Genomic DNA, 16077 nt, shown 5'->3' on the forward strand with positions numbered 1-16077 from the left:
TTTGCTGTCGCCGATCTCAATTTTCGCTCTCCTCCAGCTCGCGTGCCATCTCCGCAAGCTTGCGCACCGTATTGAGATTTCTCGCCGTTCCCGCCTTCAGCGCCGGCAGCTTCAGTTTCGAGCGTCCCGAGCCATCGGGATAGTGCACGTAGACTTCCCTGCCGGCGACATGCACCTCCTCGCCACCGGGTGCGACGAGCTTGGTGAGTGCATCCTCAGGTGCCGCATCCCGCAGGAAGTTCACCAGCAGGTAGTTCGGCTTGGCGTGCGGGAAGGGCGAGTTTTCCGCCACCCTTTCCAGAGCCTCGCGGCTGCGCAGGATGACGCCGGGCGACTTGCCCATCTTGTTTGCCAGCGCGCCTTCCAGAAGAGTCTGAGCCGTCGCCTCACCCTCTTCGGTGCGGAAGACCACATTGCCGCTCTGGATATAAGTCTTCACATCCTTGAAGCCGATCTCCTCGCAGAGCGCCTTGAGATCGGCCATGGAGAGCATGCCGGTGCCGCCGACATTGACGGCACGCAGCAGGGCGACGAAGACGGTCATGGCTTTCTCCTGCCGTTCTGCTTACATTTTCTCGGCGACCTTGACGGCGAAGGCATATTCGAACGCCACCTCCTCCAGACGCTGGAAGCGGCCGGAAGCGCCACCATGGCCGGCGTCCATGTTGGTCTTCAGGAGGATGGGCGCATTGCTCGTCGTCTTCTCGCGTAGCTTGGCAACCCACTTGGCCGGCTCCCAATAGGTGACACGCGGGTCGGTGAGCCCGCCGAGCGCAAGGATCGGCGGATAGGGCTTTTCGCCGACATTGTCATAGGGGCTGTAGGCGGCGATCTGCTCGTATTCTTGCTTGCTTTCGATCGGATTGCCCCATTCCGGCCATTCCGGCGGCGTCAGCGGCAGGGTGTCGTCCAGCATGGTGTTGAGCACGTCGACGAAGGGCACGGCGGCGATGATGCCGGCGAATTTCTCCGGCGCCATGTTGGCAACGGCGCCCATCAGCATGCCGCCGGCCGATCCGCCCTCGGCGATGATCTTCGCGTAAGAGGTGAACTTCTCCTGATTCAAATAGTCTGCTGCGGCGATGAAGTCCCTGAAGGTATTGGTCTTCTTCTCCATCTTGCCGTCTTCGTACCAGGCAAAGCCCTTGTCCTTGCCGCCGCGGATATGGGCGACGGCATAAACGAAGCCGCGATCGGCGAGTGACAGGCAATTGGTATTGAAGCCGGCCGGAATGGTGACGCCGTAGGCGCCGTAGCCATAGAGAAGGCAAGGCGCGGAGCCGTCGAGCGGCGTGTCCTTGCGATAGAGCAGCGTCACCGGCACCCGCTCGCCGTCCCAGGCCGGCGCGAAGACGCGGCGCGTCACGTAGTCATCGGGATTGTGACCGGAAGGCACTTCCTGAGTCTTCAAGAGGGTGCGCTCGCGCGTCACCATGTTGTAGTCGTAAAGTTGGCTCGGCGTCGTCATCGACGAATAAGAGAAGCGGATGACATCCGTGTCGTATTCGGCGGCACCCTGCAGGCCGAGCGCATAGGCCTCCTCTTCAAAGGCAATGGCATGTTCCTCGCCGCTGCGGCGATCACGGATGATGATGCGCGGCAGGCCGTCCTTGCGTTCCAGCCAGATGAGGTGGCGGGCATAGGCGAGATGGCTGAGGATCAGCGTACCCGGCTTGTGAGCAACGATCTCTCGCCAGTTTTCCTTGCCCGGCTTCTCCGCCGGCGTCTCCATGATCTTGAAATCCTTGGCGTCGCCGTCATTGGTGAGAATGTAGAAGACGTCGCCGCCCTCGGTGATCTCATATTCGATCTCGGTTTCGCGCTCGGCCACGATCTTGGGTTCGGCGGTCAGGTCGGAGGTCGGGATGATGCGGTATTCGCTGGTTTCGTGATCGTGGATATCGATGAAGATATAGTCGTCGAGCAGCGAGCCGCCGACGCCCATGAAGAAGCCCGGATCTTCCTCTTCATAGACGAGCCGGTCGTCTGCTTGCGGCGTGCCGATGATATGATGGAAGATCTTCGAAGGGCGATGGTTCTCGTCCTGCAGCGTGTAGAAGAAGCTCTTGCCGTCGGGCGCCCAGACGGCATCGCCGCCGGTATTTTCGATCACATCGGCCAGATCTTCGCCGGTCTCGAAATTGCGGATCTTCAGTGTGAAATATTCCGAGCCCTTGTCGTCATAGCCCCAGATGCCATGGCTGTGGTCGGAGGAATGGTCGAGGCCGGAAAGACGGAAATAGGATTTTCCTTCATTCTCCCTGTCGCCGTTCAACAGCAGCTTGCGCTCGCCGCCGTTGCGCGGCTCACGGAAAAAATGGGGCTGCTCGCCGCCGGTGACGAAGAGCGTGCCGTAGGCATAAGGGCCGTCCTTCATCGGGATCGAGCTGTCATCCTCCTTGATGCGTCCCTTCATCTCGCCGAAAAGAACCTTCTGCAGCTCCTTGGTGTCCGCCATCGCGGCATTCATGTAGGCGTTCTCAGCCTCCAGATGTGCCCGGATTTCCGGTGCCAGGATCGACGGATCCTTGAACATCGCCTGCCAGTTATCAGCGCGCAGCCAGGCATAATCGTCGGTGCGGGCAATGCCGTGACGCGTATCCGTGAGCGGCTTTTTCGGGGCGACGGGCGGGGTGGGAAGATTCTTGAAAACTGGCACGGGAGTACTTTCTCTGGTGTGAAAGTCGGATGTGAAGAGAAGAGAGAAATAGAGGGCGCCGACCTTAGGTTCAAGCGGCAAGTCCGCTGCTCAAGTTTCATGCAAGCCGTCAATATTAATCTCGATCGAACAGGCGGCTCCCGGGATGCGCGAATGCGCGCTGCCTTGATGAGACCACATTCTTTACCGAAGTCGGCATACAGTGCGTCGACATGAAGGCGGTCAAGGCCTTTCCTGATGGAACCGACGCACTCAAAATCCAAAACAATGCAAGGGACCGGTCTTCATGCTGAAACTCTTCGCCATCCTTATTCCATTGGTTTCCGTCGCTACCTCCGCCTTCGCCGTCGATCAGGGCATCAAGAAGCAATTGGAGAAACTCGATCCATCGGAGCGGATGGAGCAAGCATGCGATGCCGAAGCCATGAAGCGGATTGGTACGGACAAGACGGGTTTCAAGCCGGACAAGGTGATCGCATATACTTTCGGCGATCCCGATATGAAACCGGACGCCATGGATGCCCCCGGCGCGGTTTTCCGCAGCAAGGGTGACTGGTATCACCTCTCGTACACATGCGTGACCGGCCCGCAGCATATCAATGTTCGGGATCTGAGCTACCAGATCGGCGACAAGGTGCCGCGCGATGCCTGGCAGCAACATTATCTCTACGACTGAGCGCTTCCGACACCCTGCCGGCTGACGACCACAATCCGGCTTGATGTCGCCAAAGCCCGATGTGATCGAACCCTACCGCCGTCTCTGGGACTCTACGCGCGTTAGCTCTGTCAAGATATGCTCCTGCACATCGATCGGCTGACGGCAGACAGCGTCCGTCAGGTCACGCAGCGTCGCCCTCAGGCTATGAAGCTGATCCACCAGATCCATGACGACATCGACGCCGGGTTCGTTGAGGCCCATTGCTCTGTCGAGATCGAGGATCAGTTGGCCGCGCGCAATATCGGCTTCGCGAAAATTCCGGCCCTGATCCGTCTCTTCCGGCACCAGCCAGCCCTGTGAGATCCAGATTTCCAGCACCGTGGTCTCGATCTGGAGGTGCAGTCGAAACTCGCGCTCGTTCATCGCTTATCCTCCCATGGTCTTTCTGGGATCTTGCGTCTTGCCTGCCTCCCATTCGGAAACGAAGCGCGTCAGCTCGGGATCCGCCGTATCCGGCAGGACGATCTTCAGGGAGACATAGGCATCGCCGTTTTCCTTGCCGCGCACGGGCGCTCCCTTGCCCTTCAGGCGCAGCACCTTGCCCGTATTGGAGTTCGGCGCGAGGGTAACGGTCACCGCGCCGGAAGGCGTCGGAACCCGGATCTTGCCGCCGAGCACTGCTTCCGACAGCGAGATCGGCAGTTCCATCCGAATGTCGTCGCCATCGCGGGTATAGAAGCGATGCGGGCGGACGTGCACCGCAATCAGCGCATCGCCGGGCGCACCGCCGCCGAAGCCCGGATCTCCTTTGCCCTTCAGGCGGAGCGTCTGAGCGTCACGCGTGCCGGGCGGGATCTGGACGTCAAGCGCCGGTCCGTCGGGCAAGCTGATCTGCTTCTTCACGCCGTTGATGGCGTCAAGAAAGTCGACCTCCATCGTATAGTGACGGTCTTGACCCTGCATCTGGGATTGGCCTCGGCTGCGCCGTGAAAAGAAGCTGGAAAATACGTCGTCGGCATCGCCGAAATCGGCAAAGCCGCCGGCGTTCTGATAGCGACCGCGCTGGCCTTCATTCGCCGCATAGTCACGGTAATAGTTGCGCGGCGCCTGCTCGGCACCGCTGCTGTCGATCTCGCCGCGGTCGAACCGCGCGCGCTTGTCCTCATCGCCGAGAATGCCGTAAGCTGCCGAGGCTTCCTTGAACTTTTCCTCGGCCTGCTTGTCACCGGGGTTGAGATCCGGGTGCAGCTTCTTGGCAAGCTTGCGATAGGCGCTTTGAATATCCTTTTGCGGAGCGTCCCGCTTTACGCCCAGAACTTCATAGGGATCGCGACTCATGCATGTCTCTCTTTGGAGCACGGAAAAATACGCAGATAGTGCTACGGCAACCTCATATCAATCGTAGCATAGACGCCGCCTGGTTGAAGCCCGGACTTCGCGGCTTTGATATCCGGCGCACTTGTAATGTGAAATGAGCGTGAACCCTGCCGGTCTGCCATATTTCCGGCGTGTTGACGGATAATGGCGGGCACTGCGGCTGAAATGATCATCATTCGGCCGCCCGATTTCGTTTGCTTGATCAACCCGGTGGCCTCCTTGATGAAACGCCTGTTGCCGACATTAGTGGTTCTGCTTGCCGCGCAAGCTGTCCTTGCCGCGCAGCCGGAGCAGCCGCCCGCCGGTTGGCCGCAACTGCCGCCGAAGGCGCCGGCCTCGAACGTCAAACTTGTCGAGCCGCATCTGCACGTCAATCGGGCGGGCAAGGGCGCACCCCGTGTTGCGCTCACTTTCGATGCCTGCATGGGCAAGACCGATCCGCGCATTCTGAGCACGCTTGTCGATCAGCGCATCCCGGCGACGATCTTCGTCACCGCGCGCTGGCTGCGCACCAATCCCGATGCGCTCGCCATCTTCCTGGCCAATCCAGATCTCTTCGAACTGGAAAATCACGGGCAGAACCATATTCCGGCCGTCGACATTCCGACCAGGGTCTACGGCATCCCGGCCGCCGGCTCGCCGCAGGCTGTCGCGCAGGAAGTCAAGGGCGGTGCCGATGCTATGATCGCCGCCGGGATTCCACAGCCGCGCTGGTTTCGCGGCGCGACCGCGAAATACAGCCTTTCCGCCATCGCGCAGATCCGTGGCATGGGCTATCGGATTGCCGGCTATTCGGTGAATGGCGACAGCGGTTCGCTGCTGCCGGCCAAGATGGTGGAGAAGCAATATGCCTCCGCCAGGGACGGCGACGTCATCATCTCCCATATCAACCAGCCGACACATGCGGCGGGCGAGGGGGTTGCGGCCAGCATCCTCGCGCTGAAGGCGAAGGGCGTGGAGTTCGTTCGCCTGCAGGATATCCCCGAAAAGGGCGACGACGGCACGACGAATTGAGTGTTTAAGGGGTTAACCCGGCAATTGCGGCTGGGCCTTTTCCTCGATGAACAGCTCGTCGATCACGGTCATCATGATTAGCGACAGCGGCAGGGCCAGCATGGCGCCGACGGCACCCCACATCCATGTCCAGAAGAGAATGGCAAGAAAGACGACGAAGGGATTGATTTCCCATTGGCGGCCCATGATCGCGGGGAAGACGAGATTTTCAACAGCCAGATGCACGGCAAAAAACGCGACGGCGGGCGCGAGGCCGAAGATGATGTCGGAATGCGTGACGATACCGGCGATCGCCAGGGCAATCGTCATCGTCGTGATTCCAAGGAATGGAATGAAACTCGAAACGAAAGCGAAGACGCCCCATAATACCGGCACGCTCATCCCGCCAACATAGGCGATAACAGTCATCGCAACGCCAATTCCGGCATAGATCAGCGCGGCTGTTGCAAAATAGAAGCCGAGCACCTGTTCCACCGCATTGATGATCCGGATCGCGGTCAGCCGTGACGCGCGGGTGGAAAAGGCCATGATGATTGTCCTGCGCAGGCTCATCCTGCCGGCAAGAAACAGCAGCAATGCCGCGAAGAAAATCAGGATTTGCACGATGGCCGGCGTCAGGTTGGCGGACACGACATGCAGGACATTGCCGCTGTTTTCGAGCAGCGTGCTGATCGACATCGGGCCACCCTGCAAGCTTTCGGATGAAATATGCAGCCATTTGAACCGGTCGAGATAGGGCATCAGCCGGTCTGAGGTGCGCTGAAAGAAGTCCGGTGCTTCCTGGGCGAGCTTGGCAACCGGTCCGGCAAGCGCATTGATGACGAGGAAGATGACCAGCGCTACGGCCGAAGACAGGAGAATAGCGTTCAGGACGCGGGGCACGCCGAGTTTGCTGAGCTTCTCCGCCGCCAGCCCGAGGATCATGCCGACGACGACCGCGAGCGTCACTGGAATGAGAATCAGTGACATCATGTAGACACCGGCCAAGGCCAGGATGAGGAAGATGCCTATGGTTGCCCAGGATGCGGCGACATCGAGCCTGCCGCGCATCGATCCGTGGGATATATCGAAAATACTGTCTTCGTCGCGCTCATCTTGAGATGTGTTGCGTTCCGCGTCGGTCCTGCCTTCGCGTGTAACCGTTGTTTCCGACCGCGTGGTGACGATTTTGTCGACTTCCATGCCTTGCAGATTCCGGAAGGCACAAGCGCCTCTCTACTCAAACGCGAAAAGCCCGTTCCGGTTCCGCAACGGGCTTAGGGCGAGAGCGATTCAGGCGAATCAAGCGATCAGGTTCAGTCCGATACCCCAGGGGTCGCGTAGCGAAACGCCGCCGTCGCGTTTCTCGGTCTTGATCTCATGCTGCTCCAGGGCAGCGACGGCCGTGTCGAGCGCAGCCTTGTCGTTGAAGCGCAGCGTATAGTCGGAAAGGCCGGTCATATGTTCGGAGCGCATACCGGCGCCGCGGCTGTTCCAGGTATTGGCGCCGAGGTGATGGTGATAGCCGCCGGTCGCAAGGAAGGTTGCGCCGGGATAGCGCGCGGCCATGACCTTCATGCCGAGAACATCGCGATAGAAGGCATTGGCTTCGGCAACGTCGCCGACCTGCAGATGGATATGGCCGATCGCAGATCCCTCGGCCATACCTTCCCAGCGATCCTCGGAGGCGCTCTCATAAAGCTTCTGCAGATCGAGCCGGAGCGTGGCCATTTCGACCGTGCCGTCGTCGTGGAAAGTCCATTCCCCGTGCGGCCGATCGGCATAGATCTCGATGCCGTTGCCTTCCGGGTCGGAGAGATAGATGGCTTCGCTGACGATGTGGTCCGATGCGCCTTCCAGCACGACATTGTTTTGGGCAGCATGGCGAAGCCAGCGCGCCAGCTCGACGCGGCTCGGCATCAGGAAGGCGGTATGGAAGAGGCCCGCCGCCGTCTTTGGCGCACGCGTCGCAGCCCGATCCGTCGTCAGCGTCAGCAGGGGATGGCCGGCAACGCCCAGCACTTCGCCGCTCGCCGTTTTCTCGATCGCCTTCAGGCCGAGCATGTCCTGGTAGAAGCGCGACACCAGCGGCAGGTCGCTGACGACAAGGTGCGACTGACCGACATAGGCGGGACGGGTCAGCGCGTAGGAAGGGGCGGTTTCGGTCATGGGGTCAGTTCCAACCTCGATATTCCTAAAAAGCAACCGGCGTCGGCGGCAATGGACCGCCAGCGGCGGGCGGGAGGGTTTCGCCGGTTGATCCTCTGGCCCGCTGTACTTGCACTCTGATATGGCGAATTTTGATTGTTCACAGAAGACTATAAATTGCGGATTGAGCGTTCGCTTTTCATTGACGCATGGAGTGGATACGCATGTTTACGAAGATTGATCGATGCGCTCGTTTGGCGCAGTTGCGTCCTCATCGTCCCGGTGCAAAGATCGTTTTCGGACGGAAACGGAACCGAATGAAATGACCGAGTACAGAGGCATCCGTTGGGCCTATGATCGCTATGAGATTATCGCCGACAGCATCGTCAACGGTGTCGGCGTCGTCTTTGCATTGATCGGCGCGACCGTATTGATCTTCTATGCGACGGTCTGGAGCTCCCACGGAGGGATTGCGGCCGCCTGGATCTACGGTGTTGGTCTTGTGCTGACGCTCGGAATGTCCTTCACCTACAATCTCTGGCCGGTGTCCAAGACGAAATGGTTTCTCCGGCGTTTCGACCATTCTTTCATCTATGTCCTGATCGCCGCCACCTATACGCCCTTTCTCGAGCGCGGAGCCGAGGACCCGCTGCTGCTCGGCGTACTAGTCGCCGTCTGGATCTTTGCTGCCTTCGGCATCGTCCTGAAGTGTCTGTTTCCGGGGCGCTACGACCGATTGGCGATCCTGCTCTATCTGGCCATGGGGTGGAGCGGCATCCTTGTCGCCAAGCCGGTTTCCATGCATATCCCATTCGCTTCGATGCTGCTCATCGTCATCGGCGGCGTGATCTATTCGCTTGGCGTGATCTTTCACGTATGGGAAAAGCTGCGTTTCCAGAATGCCATCTGGCATGGCTTTGTCGTCGCCGCGGCCGCCGTGCATTATTCGGCGGTACTGACCTGCTTCAGCCTGTCGCCGGAAAGCTTTTGACGATCTCAGCCGTCGGCGTGCACTTCCTGGTCGAGCGCAGGCTGCGCACCAGGCGCATGACGATGGCGTCGTAGCGCTGCATATCCGTTTTTGAATAATCCATCTGGAAGAAGGCCGCCGCCCCGTTGCAGAGCGCGACGCCGCGCACATAGACGATGCGTCCCTGCTTGGTGCCCGAAAAGCTGATGCCGCGCGAGTTCGATTTGGAATAGGAAATCTTCCAGCCGTCATCCCTGGCGAGCGCCACGCGCCCGTTCGCTTCCGACGCAAAGTCGCCATGGGCGATCATCGTGCCGAAAACCTGCAGCGTCGCCGAGCGGTCGGCCGGCGACAGCGAGAGCCGATCGGTATCGCCGGAAGGAGCCGCAGGATGGAATTCCGGCGGCAACTCAATCGCATAGCCGAGACCTGCATCGTCATAGGATCGCCAATCCGCGGCAAAGGCCGAGACGGGAGAAAGAAGCAGGAGAGCGATCAGGCGGGCGAGCATTGCGGTTCCTGGGAGGCTGGATCTGCAAACCGAACAAGATTAGCGCATTTTTCGGCGAAAATTCCAGAGCGATTCAAGACGTGAGCGTAAATTAGCGCCAATTCGTTACAGCTTCATTGCGAGCTATGCGTAATTGGCGGTTTGTCCCGTTCATCTCAAGCAGTTCGCGAAGCTGCCGTGGCTTCAGAATTTGCAACTTCTAGAGGTTGCCGTTTTAAAACCGATTTCGGTGGTTTACGGCCGGTTTTCCTTTGCCAGGGCTTGAGGCAGTGTGCCCTTTCGCCTATCCCTTCAAGTCAGCGCCGGTATTGACGGATTCGATGATCATTCAGCAAAGGGGGGAACATGGCCGCCGCCACCGCGGGCCTGACATTCCTGGCACTGAGCCTGCCCTTTCTCGGTGCATTGATCGCGCCAATCGCTGTTCGGCGGCTGGGTCATAATGCGGCTTGGCCCTTGGCGTTGTTCCCAGCGCTCGCCTTCCTTCATTTTGTGGGTTTCCTTCCGGCCATCGCAGCCGGGCAGGTTGAATCGGGCGGCTTCGACTGGGTGCCAAGCCTCAATCTGCGGTTTTCCTGGCTGATCGACGGCCTGTCGCTGACTTTCGCCTTGCTCATCACCGGCATCGGCACGCTGATCGTCCTCTACACCGGCGGCTATCTGAAGGGGCATGCGGATCTCGGACGCTTCTTCTCCTTCATCTTCCTCTTCATGGGCTCGATGCTTGGCCTTGTCGTCTCGGATAGCTTCCTGACGCTGTTCGTCTTCTGGGAACTGACTTCGATCACGTCCTTCCTCCTGATCGGTTTTGACCATCAGCGCGAGGCATCGCGCCGGGCGGCGCTGCAGGCGCTTGTCGTGACCGGCGGCGGCGGTCTGCTGCTGCTGGCCGGCCTGCTATTGCTCTGGCAGATAACCGGCATCGCCGCGATGTCCGACCTCTTGAAGGCCGGGGATATCGTCCGTGCAAGCCCGCTCTATCTTGCGGCTCTGATCCTGGTGCTTGGCGGCGCCTTCACCAAATCGGCACAGTTTCCGTTTCATTTCTGGCTGCCGAATGCCATGGAGGCGCCGACCCCGGTGTCGGCCTATCTCCACTCAGCAACCATGGTGAAGGCGGGCGTCTATCTTGTGATGCGGCTCAATCCGGTCCTCGGCGGTACGCCGGCCTGGCAGATCATTCTTCCGCTTTTTGGTGCCGCCACGCTGCTCGTCGGAACCCTGCTTGCGATCCGCCAGACCGATCTGAAACTGAAGCTCGCCTATACGACGGTTTCCTCGCTCGGCCTGCTGGTGATGCTCACCGGCTTCGGCACGGATTATGCCGTCGAAGCCGCCATCCTCTATCTGGTGGCGCATTCGCTGTTCAAGGGTGCCCTGTTCATGATCGCCGGCATCGTCGACCATGAGACCGGAACGCGCGACATCACCCGGCTGGGGGGGCTGCGCTCGGCCATGCCGCTGACCTTTGCCGCCGCTTTGGTTGCGGCGGTATCGATGGGCGGTCTGCCGCCGGCTTTCGGCTTCCTCGCCAAGGAAGAGATCTATGCCGCGCTGGCCCAGACATCGCCGGCTGCGATCATCCTGACGGTCATCACTGTTGCCGGCAATGCGCTGATGTTCGCCATCGCCTTCGCCGTGGCGCTGAAGCCTTTCCTGGGGGCGCAGACGGAGACGCCGCGCCATCCGCATGAAGCGCCGCCATTGCTCTGGCTCGGGCCGGTGGTGCTTGCCTTGCTCGGCATCGCTTCGGCCTTGTTCGCAGCTCCCTGGCACGCCTATATCTCCTCACCGACGGCGAGCGCCGTCAGCGGCAAAGATGTGCAGATCGCGGTTTCGCTGGCCCCGCATATCGGCGTGCCTTTGGCGCTATCGGTCGCGACCGTGCTGATCGGCATCCTTGTCTATTGGCAGCTCGACAAGGCCCGTTTTCTCATGTCCGTTGTCCTGCGGATGCTCGGACCGGGACCGGACCGCGGTTTCGACGGCTTTATCTCCGGCCTGGTGCGGCTTTCGCACGGCGTCTCGCGTTTCCTGCAGCCCGGACGGCTGGAAACCTATGTCACCGTCACCTTCCTCTGCCTGGCGGCGATGCTGCTGATCCCTCTCGTGATCCATGGCGAATTGCCTACCATGCCCGCCTGGCCGAACCTGCAATGGCACGAGGCGACGATTTTCCTGATCGCCATCATCGGCGTTGCAGCGGTCGTGTTCGCGCGGGACCGGCTGACGGCCATCGTTTCTCTCGGTATTCAGGGTTTTGCCGTTGCCGTCATCTTCCTCTTGTTCGGGGCACCGGATCTGTCCTTCACGCAGTTCATGGTCGAGACCCTTTCGGTCGTGATCCTGGCCCTGGTGATGACGCGCCTGCGCCTCTCGCCTTCGGATCACCGGCCGCCGCTTGCCAGGATTGCTCATGCCGTGCTGGCGATTGCCTGCGGCATCGGCTTTGCTCTCTTGCTGCTGAAAGCAACCCAAGCACCGTTCGATCTGACGCTGACGGCCTTCTTCAATCAATATTCGAAGCTGATCGCGCATGGCGATAATGTGGTGAATGTCATCATCGTCGATTTCCGCGGCACGGACACGCTCGGCGAGATTGCCGTCGTCGCCATGACCGGCCTCGCGATCCTGGCGCTGATCCGCATCCGTGCCGGCGGCGAGCGCAAGCTTGCGGCCAACGATCCCGATCTTGAGGAGAAGGCCGGTCTCGGCGAAGGGATGGAGGCCGAGAGCTTATGAATACGCTGATCTTCCGCACCGCCGCGCCATTTCTGACGGCCTTGATGCTGCTCTTTTCCGTTTTCGTGCTGCTGCGTGGCCACAACGAACCCGGCGGGGGCTTTATCGGCGGCTTGATCGCGACCTCGGCGCTGGCGATCTATGGCATTGCCTGCGGCGTTACGGCGGTCCGGCGCGCGATCGTCTTCCATCCGCTGGCGATTGCCGGCTTCGGCTTGGCTGCGGCGACCGTTGCCGGCTTCCTGTCCGTCTTTTCCGGCGTGCCGTTCATGACCGGTCTTTGGATCTATCCGCATATCTTCGGCGTCGAGGTGCCGCTCTCCACCGTCATGCTCTTCGATATCGGTGTCTATCTCGTGGTCGTCGGCGCCATCACCTCGATCGCGCTTGCGCTCGAAGAGCGGGAGGTGGATTGATGGAGGCTGTCTTTGCCGTCGTCGTCGGCCTCTTCTTCGCCGCCGCGATCTATCTGATGCTGTCGAAGTTCTCGATCCGCATCATGCTCGGCATCGCCATCCTCGGCAATGCCGTCAATCTTCTGCTTTTTACCGCCGGCCGGGTTACTCCCGAAGTGCCTCCCATCATCCAGAAAGGGGCGAGCACGCTTGATAATGCAGCCGCCAATCCGCTGCCGCAGGCATTGATCCTGACAGCGATCGTCATCTCCTTTTCGTTCCTCGCCTTTCTGCTTGTCCTGACCTACCGCGCTTATCAGGACCTGAAGACCGACAACACCGGCGAAATGCTGGTGGCCGAGCCGGACGAGCGGCCGCTGCCGCCCTTGGGATACTGACGCGATGGCCGGACCGACGGATACTGCAGTCGACCTCTCCCGCGCGTTGGTTGCCGCGCCGATACCGGTGGGGCATTGGCTGGTCATCCTGCCGGTCGCCTTGTGCATCGGGCTCGGTGCTATTCTCCTGATGTTGCGCAACCGCGCCGAATGGCATGCCGCGATCGCTATTCCCGGCCTGGTATTGCTGGTGCTCATCGACGCCGCCTTGCTCTACAAGGTCGTCAGCCAGGGCGCCGTGACGATGGTCATGGGACGATGGCTGCCGCCTTTCGGCATCGCCTTCAGCGTCGATATTTTCGGCGCGCTCATGGCCCTGACGGCGGCGGTCGTTGCCCTGTTTGCGAGCGTCTACTCGCTCGGCGAAATTACCGCGAGCGGCCGGCGATACGGCTTCTTCCCTTTCCTGATGCTGTTGCTGGCCGGCGTCAGCGGCGCCTTCCTGACGGGCGACGTCTTCAATCTCTATGTCTGGTTCGAGGTGCTGCTGATCTCGTCCTTCGGTCTGCTGATCCTTGGCTCGGAGCCGGAGCAGATCGACGGCGCGCTGAAATATGCCGTCCTTAATCTCATCGCCACCACGCTGTTTCTCGTCTCGGTCGGCTATCTCTATGCCGTCTTCGGCACGCTCAACATGGCCGATATCGCCATGAAGGCGAGGGCCGGTGACGACAATGCGCCGCTAACGACATTGGCGGGCTTGTTCCTGTTGGCCTTCGGCATGAAGGCGGCGGCCTTCCCGGTCAATTTCTGGCTCCCGGCTTCCTATCACACGCCCCGCATCACCGTTTCGGCCCTATTCGCCGGCCTGCTGACCAAGGTCGGCATCTATGCGCTCATCCGGGTTTTGGTCATGTTGCTGCCCGTTGAGCGGGCAGGCCTAGGCCCGCTGGTCACGGTCATCGCCATCACGACCATGCTTGTCGGCGTCGTGGGTGCGCTCGGGGCAAACGATATCCGCCGCATGTTGGGCTATATCGTCATATCGGGCATCGGCACGATTCTGGCAGGCGTTGCCCTCGGCAATGCCGACGGCCTGAGCGGAGCGATCTTCTATGCGCTGCATTCGATGGTATTGATGACCGCGCTTTATCTGCTTGCGGGGCAGGCGGCACGGCTCGGCGGCAGCTTTTCACTTGCGGCTCTCGGCGGGCTCTATCGGCGGAGCGGCTGGTTTGCCGGCCTCTCGCTGGTGCTCTTCTTCGCCATCAGCGGCCTGCCGCCCTTTTCGGGCTTTTGGCCCAAGGTCGTGCTGGTGAAGGCGGCGCTTGCAGCGGGCGTCTGGTGGCTGGCTGCAACGATCCTGCTGGCCGGTTTCCTGACCACGATCGTTTTTGCGCGGGTGTTCCTGCTCGCCTATTGGCGTCCCGCGCCGGGCGGCGGCGTAGCGGCGGAGCCGATCAGGTGGCAGGCTGCTTTGCCGCTTCTTGCTCTTTCGCTGCTGGTTATCGGCTTCGGCCTGTTTCCGGAATGGCTCCTGCAGCTGACGCAGGCTGCCGCTGCCGGCCTCGAGCAGCCATCGGCCTACCTGCACTCCGTCTTCCCCACGGCAGGAGGCGCCCAATGATCCTCTTCATCTTCAATCTGCTGCTTGCCATCGTCTGGGTCGCCGTAACCGGCAGCACTTCCTTCATCAATCTGGTCTTCGGCTTCGTCCTTGCGGCGATTGCGCTCGCGATCGTTCGGTCGTCTTACGGAGGTGTGCTCTATCTCGGCCGTGCCCGGCGTATCCTTGCACTCCTGGTGCTGTTCGTATGCGAACTCGCCAAGTCGGTCTGGGCGGTCGCCGTGGCCGTCATGAGCCCCAGAATGGATGTGAAGCCCGGGATTTTCGCCTTTCCCCTGACGGTCGACCGCGATTTCGAAATCACGCTGCTTGCCAATCTCATCACGTTGACGCCAGGCACGCTCTCCGTCGACGTTTCCGATGACCGCAAGATACTCTATGTCCACGCGCTCGATTGCTCCGATCCGGAAACCATCAGGCGCGGCATTGCCGACGGCTTCGAGCGCCGCATCATGGAGGCTTTCCGATGATGGCCGCATCCGTCGTTTCGGCCGCAGCGATGGTGGCGCTCGGCATTTTGAGCGTCGCCTTCCTGTTGACCGTCTATCGCGTGGTTGCCGGCCCGACTTTGCCGGACCGGGTTCTGGCGCTCGATATGCTGGTGGCTATCGCCATCGGCTTCATTGCCGTCATCGCCATCAAGACCGGCTTCACGCTCTACATCGATATTGCCATTTCGCTGGGCCTCGTTGGTTTTCTTGCCACCGTCGCCTTCGCCCGGTTCATCCTGACGCAGGCGCAATCCGATATTTCGAAACCACGTGCCGCGCGCCCGGAAACTATTGGCGCTTCCGAAAGCAAGAAGATGCGCAAGCGGAACAAGCCGAAAAAAGGAGGGCGCTGATGGATTTGCTTTGGGCTGTCCTAGTCGCGGTGCTTCTATTGGTTGGCGCATTGTTCTCGCTCATTGCCGCCATCGGCATTGTTCGCCTTCCCGATCTCTACAGCCGCATGCATGCGGCATCGAAGGCAGGCACGGTGGGCTCCGGCCTATTGCTACTTGCGGTCGGTATTCATTCGCAGGACCTGTCGATATTGGCGCGGGCGCTGGCCGGATTTGTCTTTTTCGTATTGACCGCACCGATTTCGGCACATCTTCTTGCACGGGCAGCGCATAAGGCGGGTCATCGCTTAACCGCGCCTTCAGTGCGGGATGAATTGTTGCTGCACGGGCAGCTCGCGAAACGCGGGAATGAAAAAAAGGGCTAACAAACGCAAAAATTGTTAATGAAGGAATATCTGTTCGCGTTATTAGTTACCCAGTTTTTAGTAGATGAATTTTTTGCGAAGAAATGTTGGGATTAAAAACTGGACATTTGGGTAAAGAGTGCTAATTCAGATTCAAGTAGAGTTCTGATGTTAAGTTAGTCTCGACCGGGTTTAAGCTCTCAATGCTTTTATCTTTCTTTGATACAAAGCTGAGCAAAACTTTGTTCCGATAAGCGATTAGAGATCGCTGTCGTGGTCGCTAATTCTGATATCAGGCGGCAAGAGGCGGTTTTCCCTCGCGTGAAGTCTAGGGGTGGATTTCATGCGATAAGAAATGTGGCGTTATGCACCGTTTTCTTGCTGATGGCTGCTACGAATACGAGCAATACGTTTGCGCGAATTGCTCGGCGCTGGGAAACTTCGGAATCAGCAGATTTTCGAAGTCAGGCG

The 16077-nt window shown here is 60.0% G+C and carries 17 protein-coding genes; 10 read left to right on the forward strand and 7 right to left on the reverse strand.

Features of this window, described 5'->3' with window-relative positions:
* Positions 1–16: 16 nt before the first annotated feature.
* Both HGP12_RS21750 and HGP12_RS21755 read right to left on the reverse strand, forming a co-directional pair.
* The gene (locus HGP12_RS21750; RefSeq protein WP_168842644.1) at positions 17–544 is read right to left on the reverse strand and encodes a DUF1697 domain-containing protein; all 528 of its coding nucleotides are present in this window, start codon (positions 542–544) and stop codon (positions 17–19) included.
* A gap of 21 nt (positions 545–565) precedes the next feature.
* Positions 566–2659: a S9 family peptidase gene (locus tag HGP12_RS21755; protein WP_168842645.1), complete on the reverse strand. Its 2094-nt coding sequence runs from the start codon at positions 2657–2659 to the stop codon at positions 566–568.
* A gap of 286 nt (positions 2660–2945) precedes the next feature.
* Here HGP12_RS21755 and HGP12_RS21760 point away from each other — a divergent pair, with 286 nt between their 5' ends.
* Positions 2946–3335, forward strand: coding sequence for a DUF930 domain-containing protein (locus tag HGP12_RS21760; RefSeq protein WP_168842646.1), 390 nt, complete (start codon positions 2946–2948; stop codon positions 3333–3335).
* 72 nt (positions 3336–3407) lie between these two features.
* On the opposite strand, the gene HGP12_RS21765 is transcribed toward HGP12_RS21760, so the two are convergent.
* Together HGP12_RS21765 and HGP12_RS21770 are read right to left on the reverse strand one after the other, a co-directional pair.
* The gene (locus tag HGP12_RS21765) at positions 3408–3740 is read right to left on the reverse strand and encodes a chaperone modulator CbpM (protein ID WP_168842647.1); all 333 of its coding nucleotides are present in this window, start codon (positions 3738–3740) and stop codon (positions 3408–3410) included.
* A gap of 3 nt (positions 3741–3743) precedes the next feature.
* Positions 3744–4655, reverse strand: a complete 912-nt coding sequence (locus HGP12_RS21770) for a DnaJ C-terminal domain-containing protein (RefSeq protein ID WP_168842648.1) — start codon at positions 4653–4655, stop codon at positions 3744–3746.
* A 261-nt stretch (positions 4656–4916) separates the two neighbouring features.
* On the opposite strand from HGP12_RS21770, the gene HGP12_RS21775 reads away from it, so the two are divergent.
* Positions 4917–5708 (forward strand): polysaccharide deacetylase family protein, encoded by a 792-nt coding sequence (locus HGP12_RS21775; RefSeq protein ID WP_168842649.1) that lies wholly within the window; start codon positions 4917–4919, stop codon positions 5706–5708.
* Positions 5709–5720: 12 nt separating this feature from the next.
* Here HGP12_RS21775 and HGP12_RS21780 read toward each other — a convergent pair whose 3' ends face one another.
* Positions 5721–6890, reverse strand: a complete 1170-nt coding sequence (locus tag HGP12_RS21780; RefSeq protein ID WP_168842650.1) for an AI-2E family transporter — start codon at positions 6888–6890, stop codon at positions 5721–5723.
* Positions 6891–6989: 99 nt separating this feature from the next.
* Positions 6990–7856 carry a VOC family protein gene (locus HGP12_RS21785; RefSeq protein ID WP_168842651.1) on the reverse strand — a complete coding sequence of 289 codons (867 nt, stop codon included), beginning with the start codon at positions 7854–7856 and terminating at the stop codon, positions 6990–6992.
* Positions 7857–8157: 301 nt separating this feature from the next.
* On the opposite strand from HGP12_RS21785, the gene trhA reads away from it, so the two are divergent.
* Positions 8158–8826 (forward strand): PAQR family membrane homeostasis protein TrhA, encoded by a 669-nt coding sequence (trhA, locus tag HGP12_RS21790; protein ID WP_168842652.1) that lies wholly within the window; start codon positions 8158–8160, stop codon positions 8824–8826.
* Here the strand turns inward: trhA and HGP12_RS21795 are convergent.
* Positions 8801–9316, reverse strand: coding sequence for a hypothetical protein (locus HGP12_RS21795; protein ID WP_168842653.1), 516 nt, complete (start codon positions 9314–9316; stop codon positions 8801–8803). The genes trhA and HGP12_RS21795 overlap by 26 nt on opposite strands.
* 345 nt (positions 9317–9661) lie before the next feature.
* On the opposite strand from HGP12_RS21795, the gene HGP12_RS21800 reads away from it, so the two are divergent.
* From HGP12_RS21800 to mnhG, 7 genes are read left to right on the forward strand one after another with little or no spacing between them, the layout of a single operon-like run.
* A complete protein-coding gene (locus tag HGP12_RS21800) occupies positions 9662–12058 on the forward strand; it encodes a putative monovalent cation/H+ antiporter subunit A (RefSeq protein WP_168842654.1) in 2397 nt (798 codons plus the stop codon).
* Complete coding sequence (locus HGP12_RS21805; protein ID WP_168842655.1) at positions 12055–12474, forward strand: Na+/H+ antiporter subunit B; 420 nt, start codon at positions 12055–12057, stop codon at positions 12472–12474. The genes HGP12_RS21800 and HGP12_RS21805 overlap by 4 nt, the downstream gene beginning before the upstream one ends.
* Entirely contained in the window at positions 12474–12851 is a 378-nt protein-coding gene (locus tag HGP12_RS21810; protein ID WP_168842656.1) for a Na+/H+ antiporter subunit C, read from the forward strand. Before HGP12_RS21805 ends, HGP12_RS21810 begins: the two co-directional genes overlap by 1 nt.
* A 4-nt stretch (positions 12852–12855) precedes the next feature.
* Positions 12856–14418, forward strand: a complete 1563-nt coding sequence (locus HGP12_RS21815) for a Na+/H+ antiporter subunit D (RefSeq protein ID WP_168842657.1) — start codon at positions 12856–12858, stop codon at positions 14416–14418.
* Complete coding sequence (locus tag HGP12_RS21820; protein ID WP_168842658.1) at positions 14415–14888, forward strand: Na+/H+ antiporter subunit E; 474 nt, start codon at positions 14415–14417, stop codon at positions 14886–14888. Before HGP12_RS21815 ends, HGP12_RS21820 begins: the two co-directional genes overlap by 4 nt.
* Positions 14885–15262 carry a cation:proton antiporter gene (locus HGP12_RS21825; RefSeq protein WP_168842659.1) on the forward strand — a complete coding sequence of 126 codons (378 nt, stop codon included), beginning with the start codon at positions 14885–14887 and terminating at the stop codon, positions 15260–15262. The genes HGP12_RS21820 and HGP12_RS21825 overlap by 4 nt, the downstream gene beginning before the upstream one ends.
* The gene (gene mnhG, locus HGP12_RS21830; RefSeq protein WP_168842660.1) at positions 15262–15627 is read left to right on the forward strand and encodes a monovalent cation/H(+) antiporter subunit G; all 366 of its coding nucleotides are present in this window, start codon (positions 15262–15264) and stop codon (positions 15625–15627) included. The genes HGP12_RS21825 and mnhG overlap by 1 nt, the downstream gene beginning before the upstream one ends.
* Positions 15628–16077 lie beyond the last annotated feature (450 nt).

The organism is Rhizobium sp. P28RR-XV, assembly GCF_012641385.1.
Taxonomy (GTDB): domain Bacteria; phylum Pseudomonadota; class Alphaproteobacteria; order Rhizobiales; family Rhizobiaceae; genus Rhizobium.

Excerpts from the sequence above, each read along its gene's own strand:
- HGP12_RS21750 (WP_168842644.1), bottom strand. The coding sequence starts at position 544 with ATGACCGTCTTCGTCGCCCTGCTGCGTGCCGTCAATGTCGGCGGCACC.
- HGP12_RS21760 (WP_168842646.1), top strand. The coding sequence starts at position 2,946 with ATGCTGAAACTCTTCGCCATCCTTATTCCATTGGTTTCCGTCGCTACC.
- HGP12_RS21765 (WP_168842647.1), bottom strand. The coding sequence starts at position 3,740 with ATGAACGAGCGCGAGTTTCGACTGCACCTCCAGATCGAGACCACGGTG.
- HGP12_RS21770 (WP_168842648.1), bottom strand. The coding sequence starts at position 4,655 with ATGAGTCGCGATCCCTATGAAGTTCTGGGCGTAAAGCGGGACGCTCCG.
- HGP12_RS21775 (WP_168842649.1), top strand. The coding sequence starts at position 4,917 with ATGAAACGCCTGTTGCCGACATTAGTGGTTCTGCTTGCCGCGCAAGCT.
- HGP12_RS21780 (WP_168842650.1), bottom strand. The coding sequence starts at position 6,890 with ATGGAAGTCGACAAAATCGTCACCACGCGGTCGGAAACAACGGTTACA.
- HGP12_RS21785 (WP_168842651.1), bottom strand. The coding sequence starts at position 7,856 with ATGACCGAAACCGCCCCTTCCTACGCGCTGACCCGTCCCGCCTATGTC.
- trhA (WP_168842652.1), top strand. The coding sequence starts at position 8,158 with ATGACCGAGTACAGAGGCATCCGTTGGGCCTATGATCGCTATGAGATT.
- HGP12_RS21795 (WP_168842653.1), bottom strand. The coding sequence starts at position 9,316 with ATGCTCGCCCGCCTGATCGCTCTCCTGCTTCTTTCTCCCGTCTCGGCC.
- HGP12_RS21800 (WP_168842654.1), top strand. The coding sequence starts at position 9,662 with ATGGCCGCCGCCACCGCGGGCCTGACATTCCTGGCACTGAGCCTGCCC.
- HGP12_RS21805 (WP_168842655.1), top strand. The coding sequence starts at position 12,055 with ATGAATACGCTGATCTTCCGCACCGCCGCGCCATTTCTGACGGCCTTG.
- HGP12_RS21810 (WP_168842656.1), top strand. The coding sequence starts at position 12,474 with ATGGAGGCTGTCTTTGCCGTCGTCGTCGGCCTCTTCTTCGCCGCCGCG.
- HGP12_RS21815 (WP_168842657.1), top strand. The coding sequence starts at position 12,856 with ATGGCCGGACCGACGGATACTGCAGTCGACCTCTCCCGCGCGTTGGTT.
- HGP12_RS21820 (WP_168842658.1), top strand. The coding sequence starts at position 14,415 with ATGATCCTCTTCATCTTCAATCTGCTGCTTGCCATCGTCTGGGTCGCC.
- HGP12_RS21825 (WP_168842659.1), top strand. The coding sequence starts at position 14,885 with ATGATGGCCGCATCCGTCGTTTCGGCCGCAGCGATGGTGGCGCTCGGC.
- mnhG (WP_168842660.1), top strand. The coding sequence starts at position 15,262 with ATGGATTTGCTTTGGGCTGTCCTAGTCGCGGTGCTTCTATTGGTTGGC.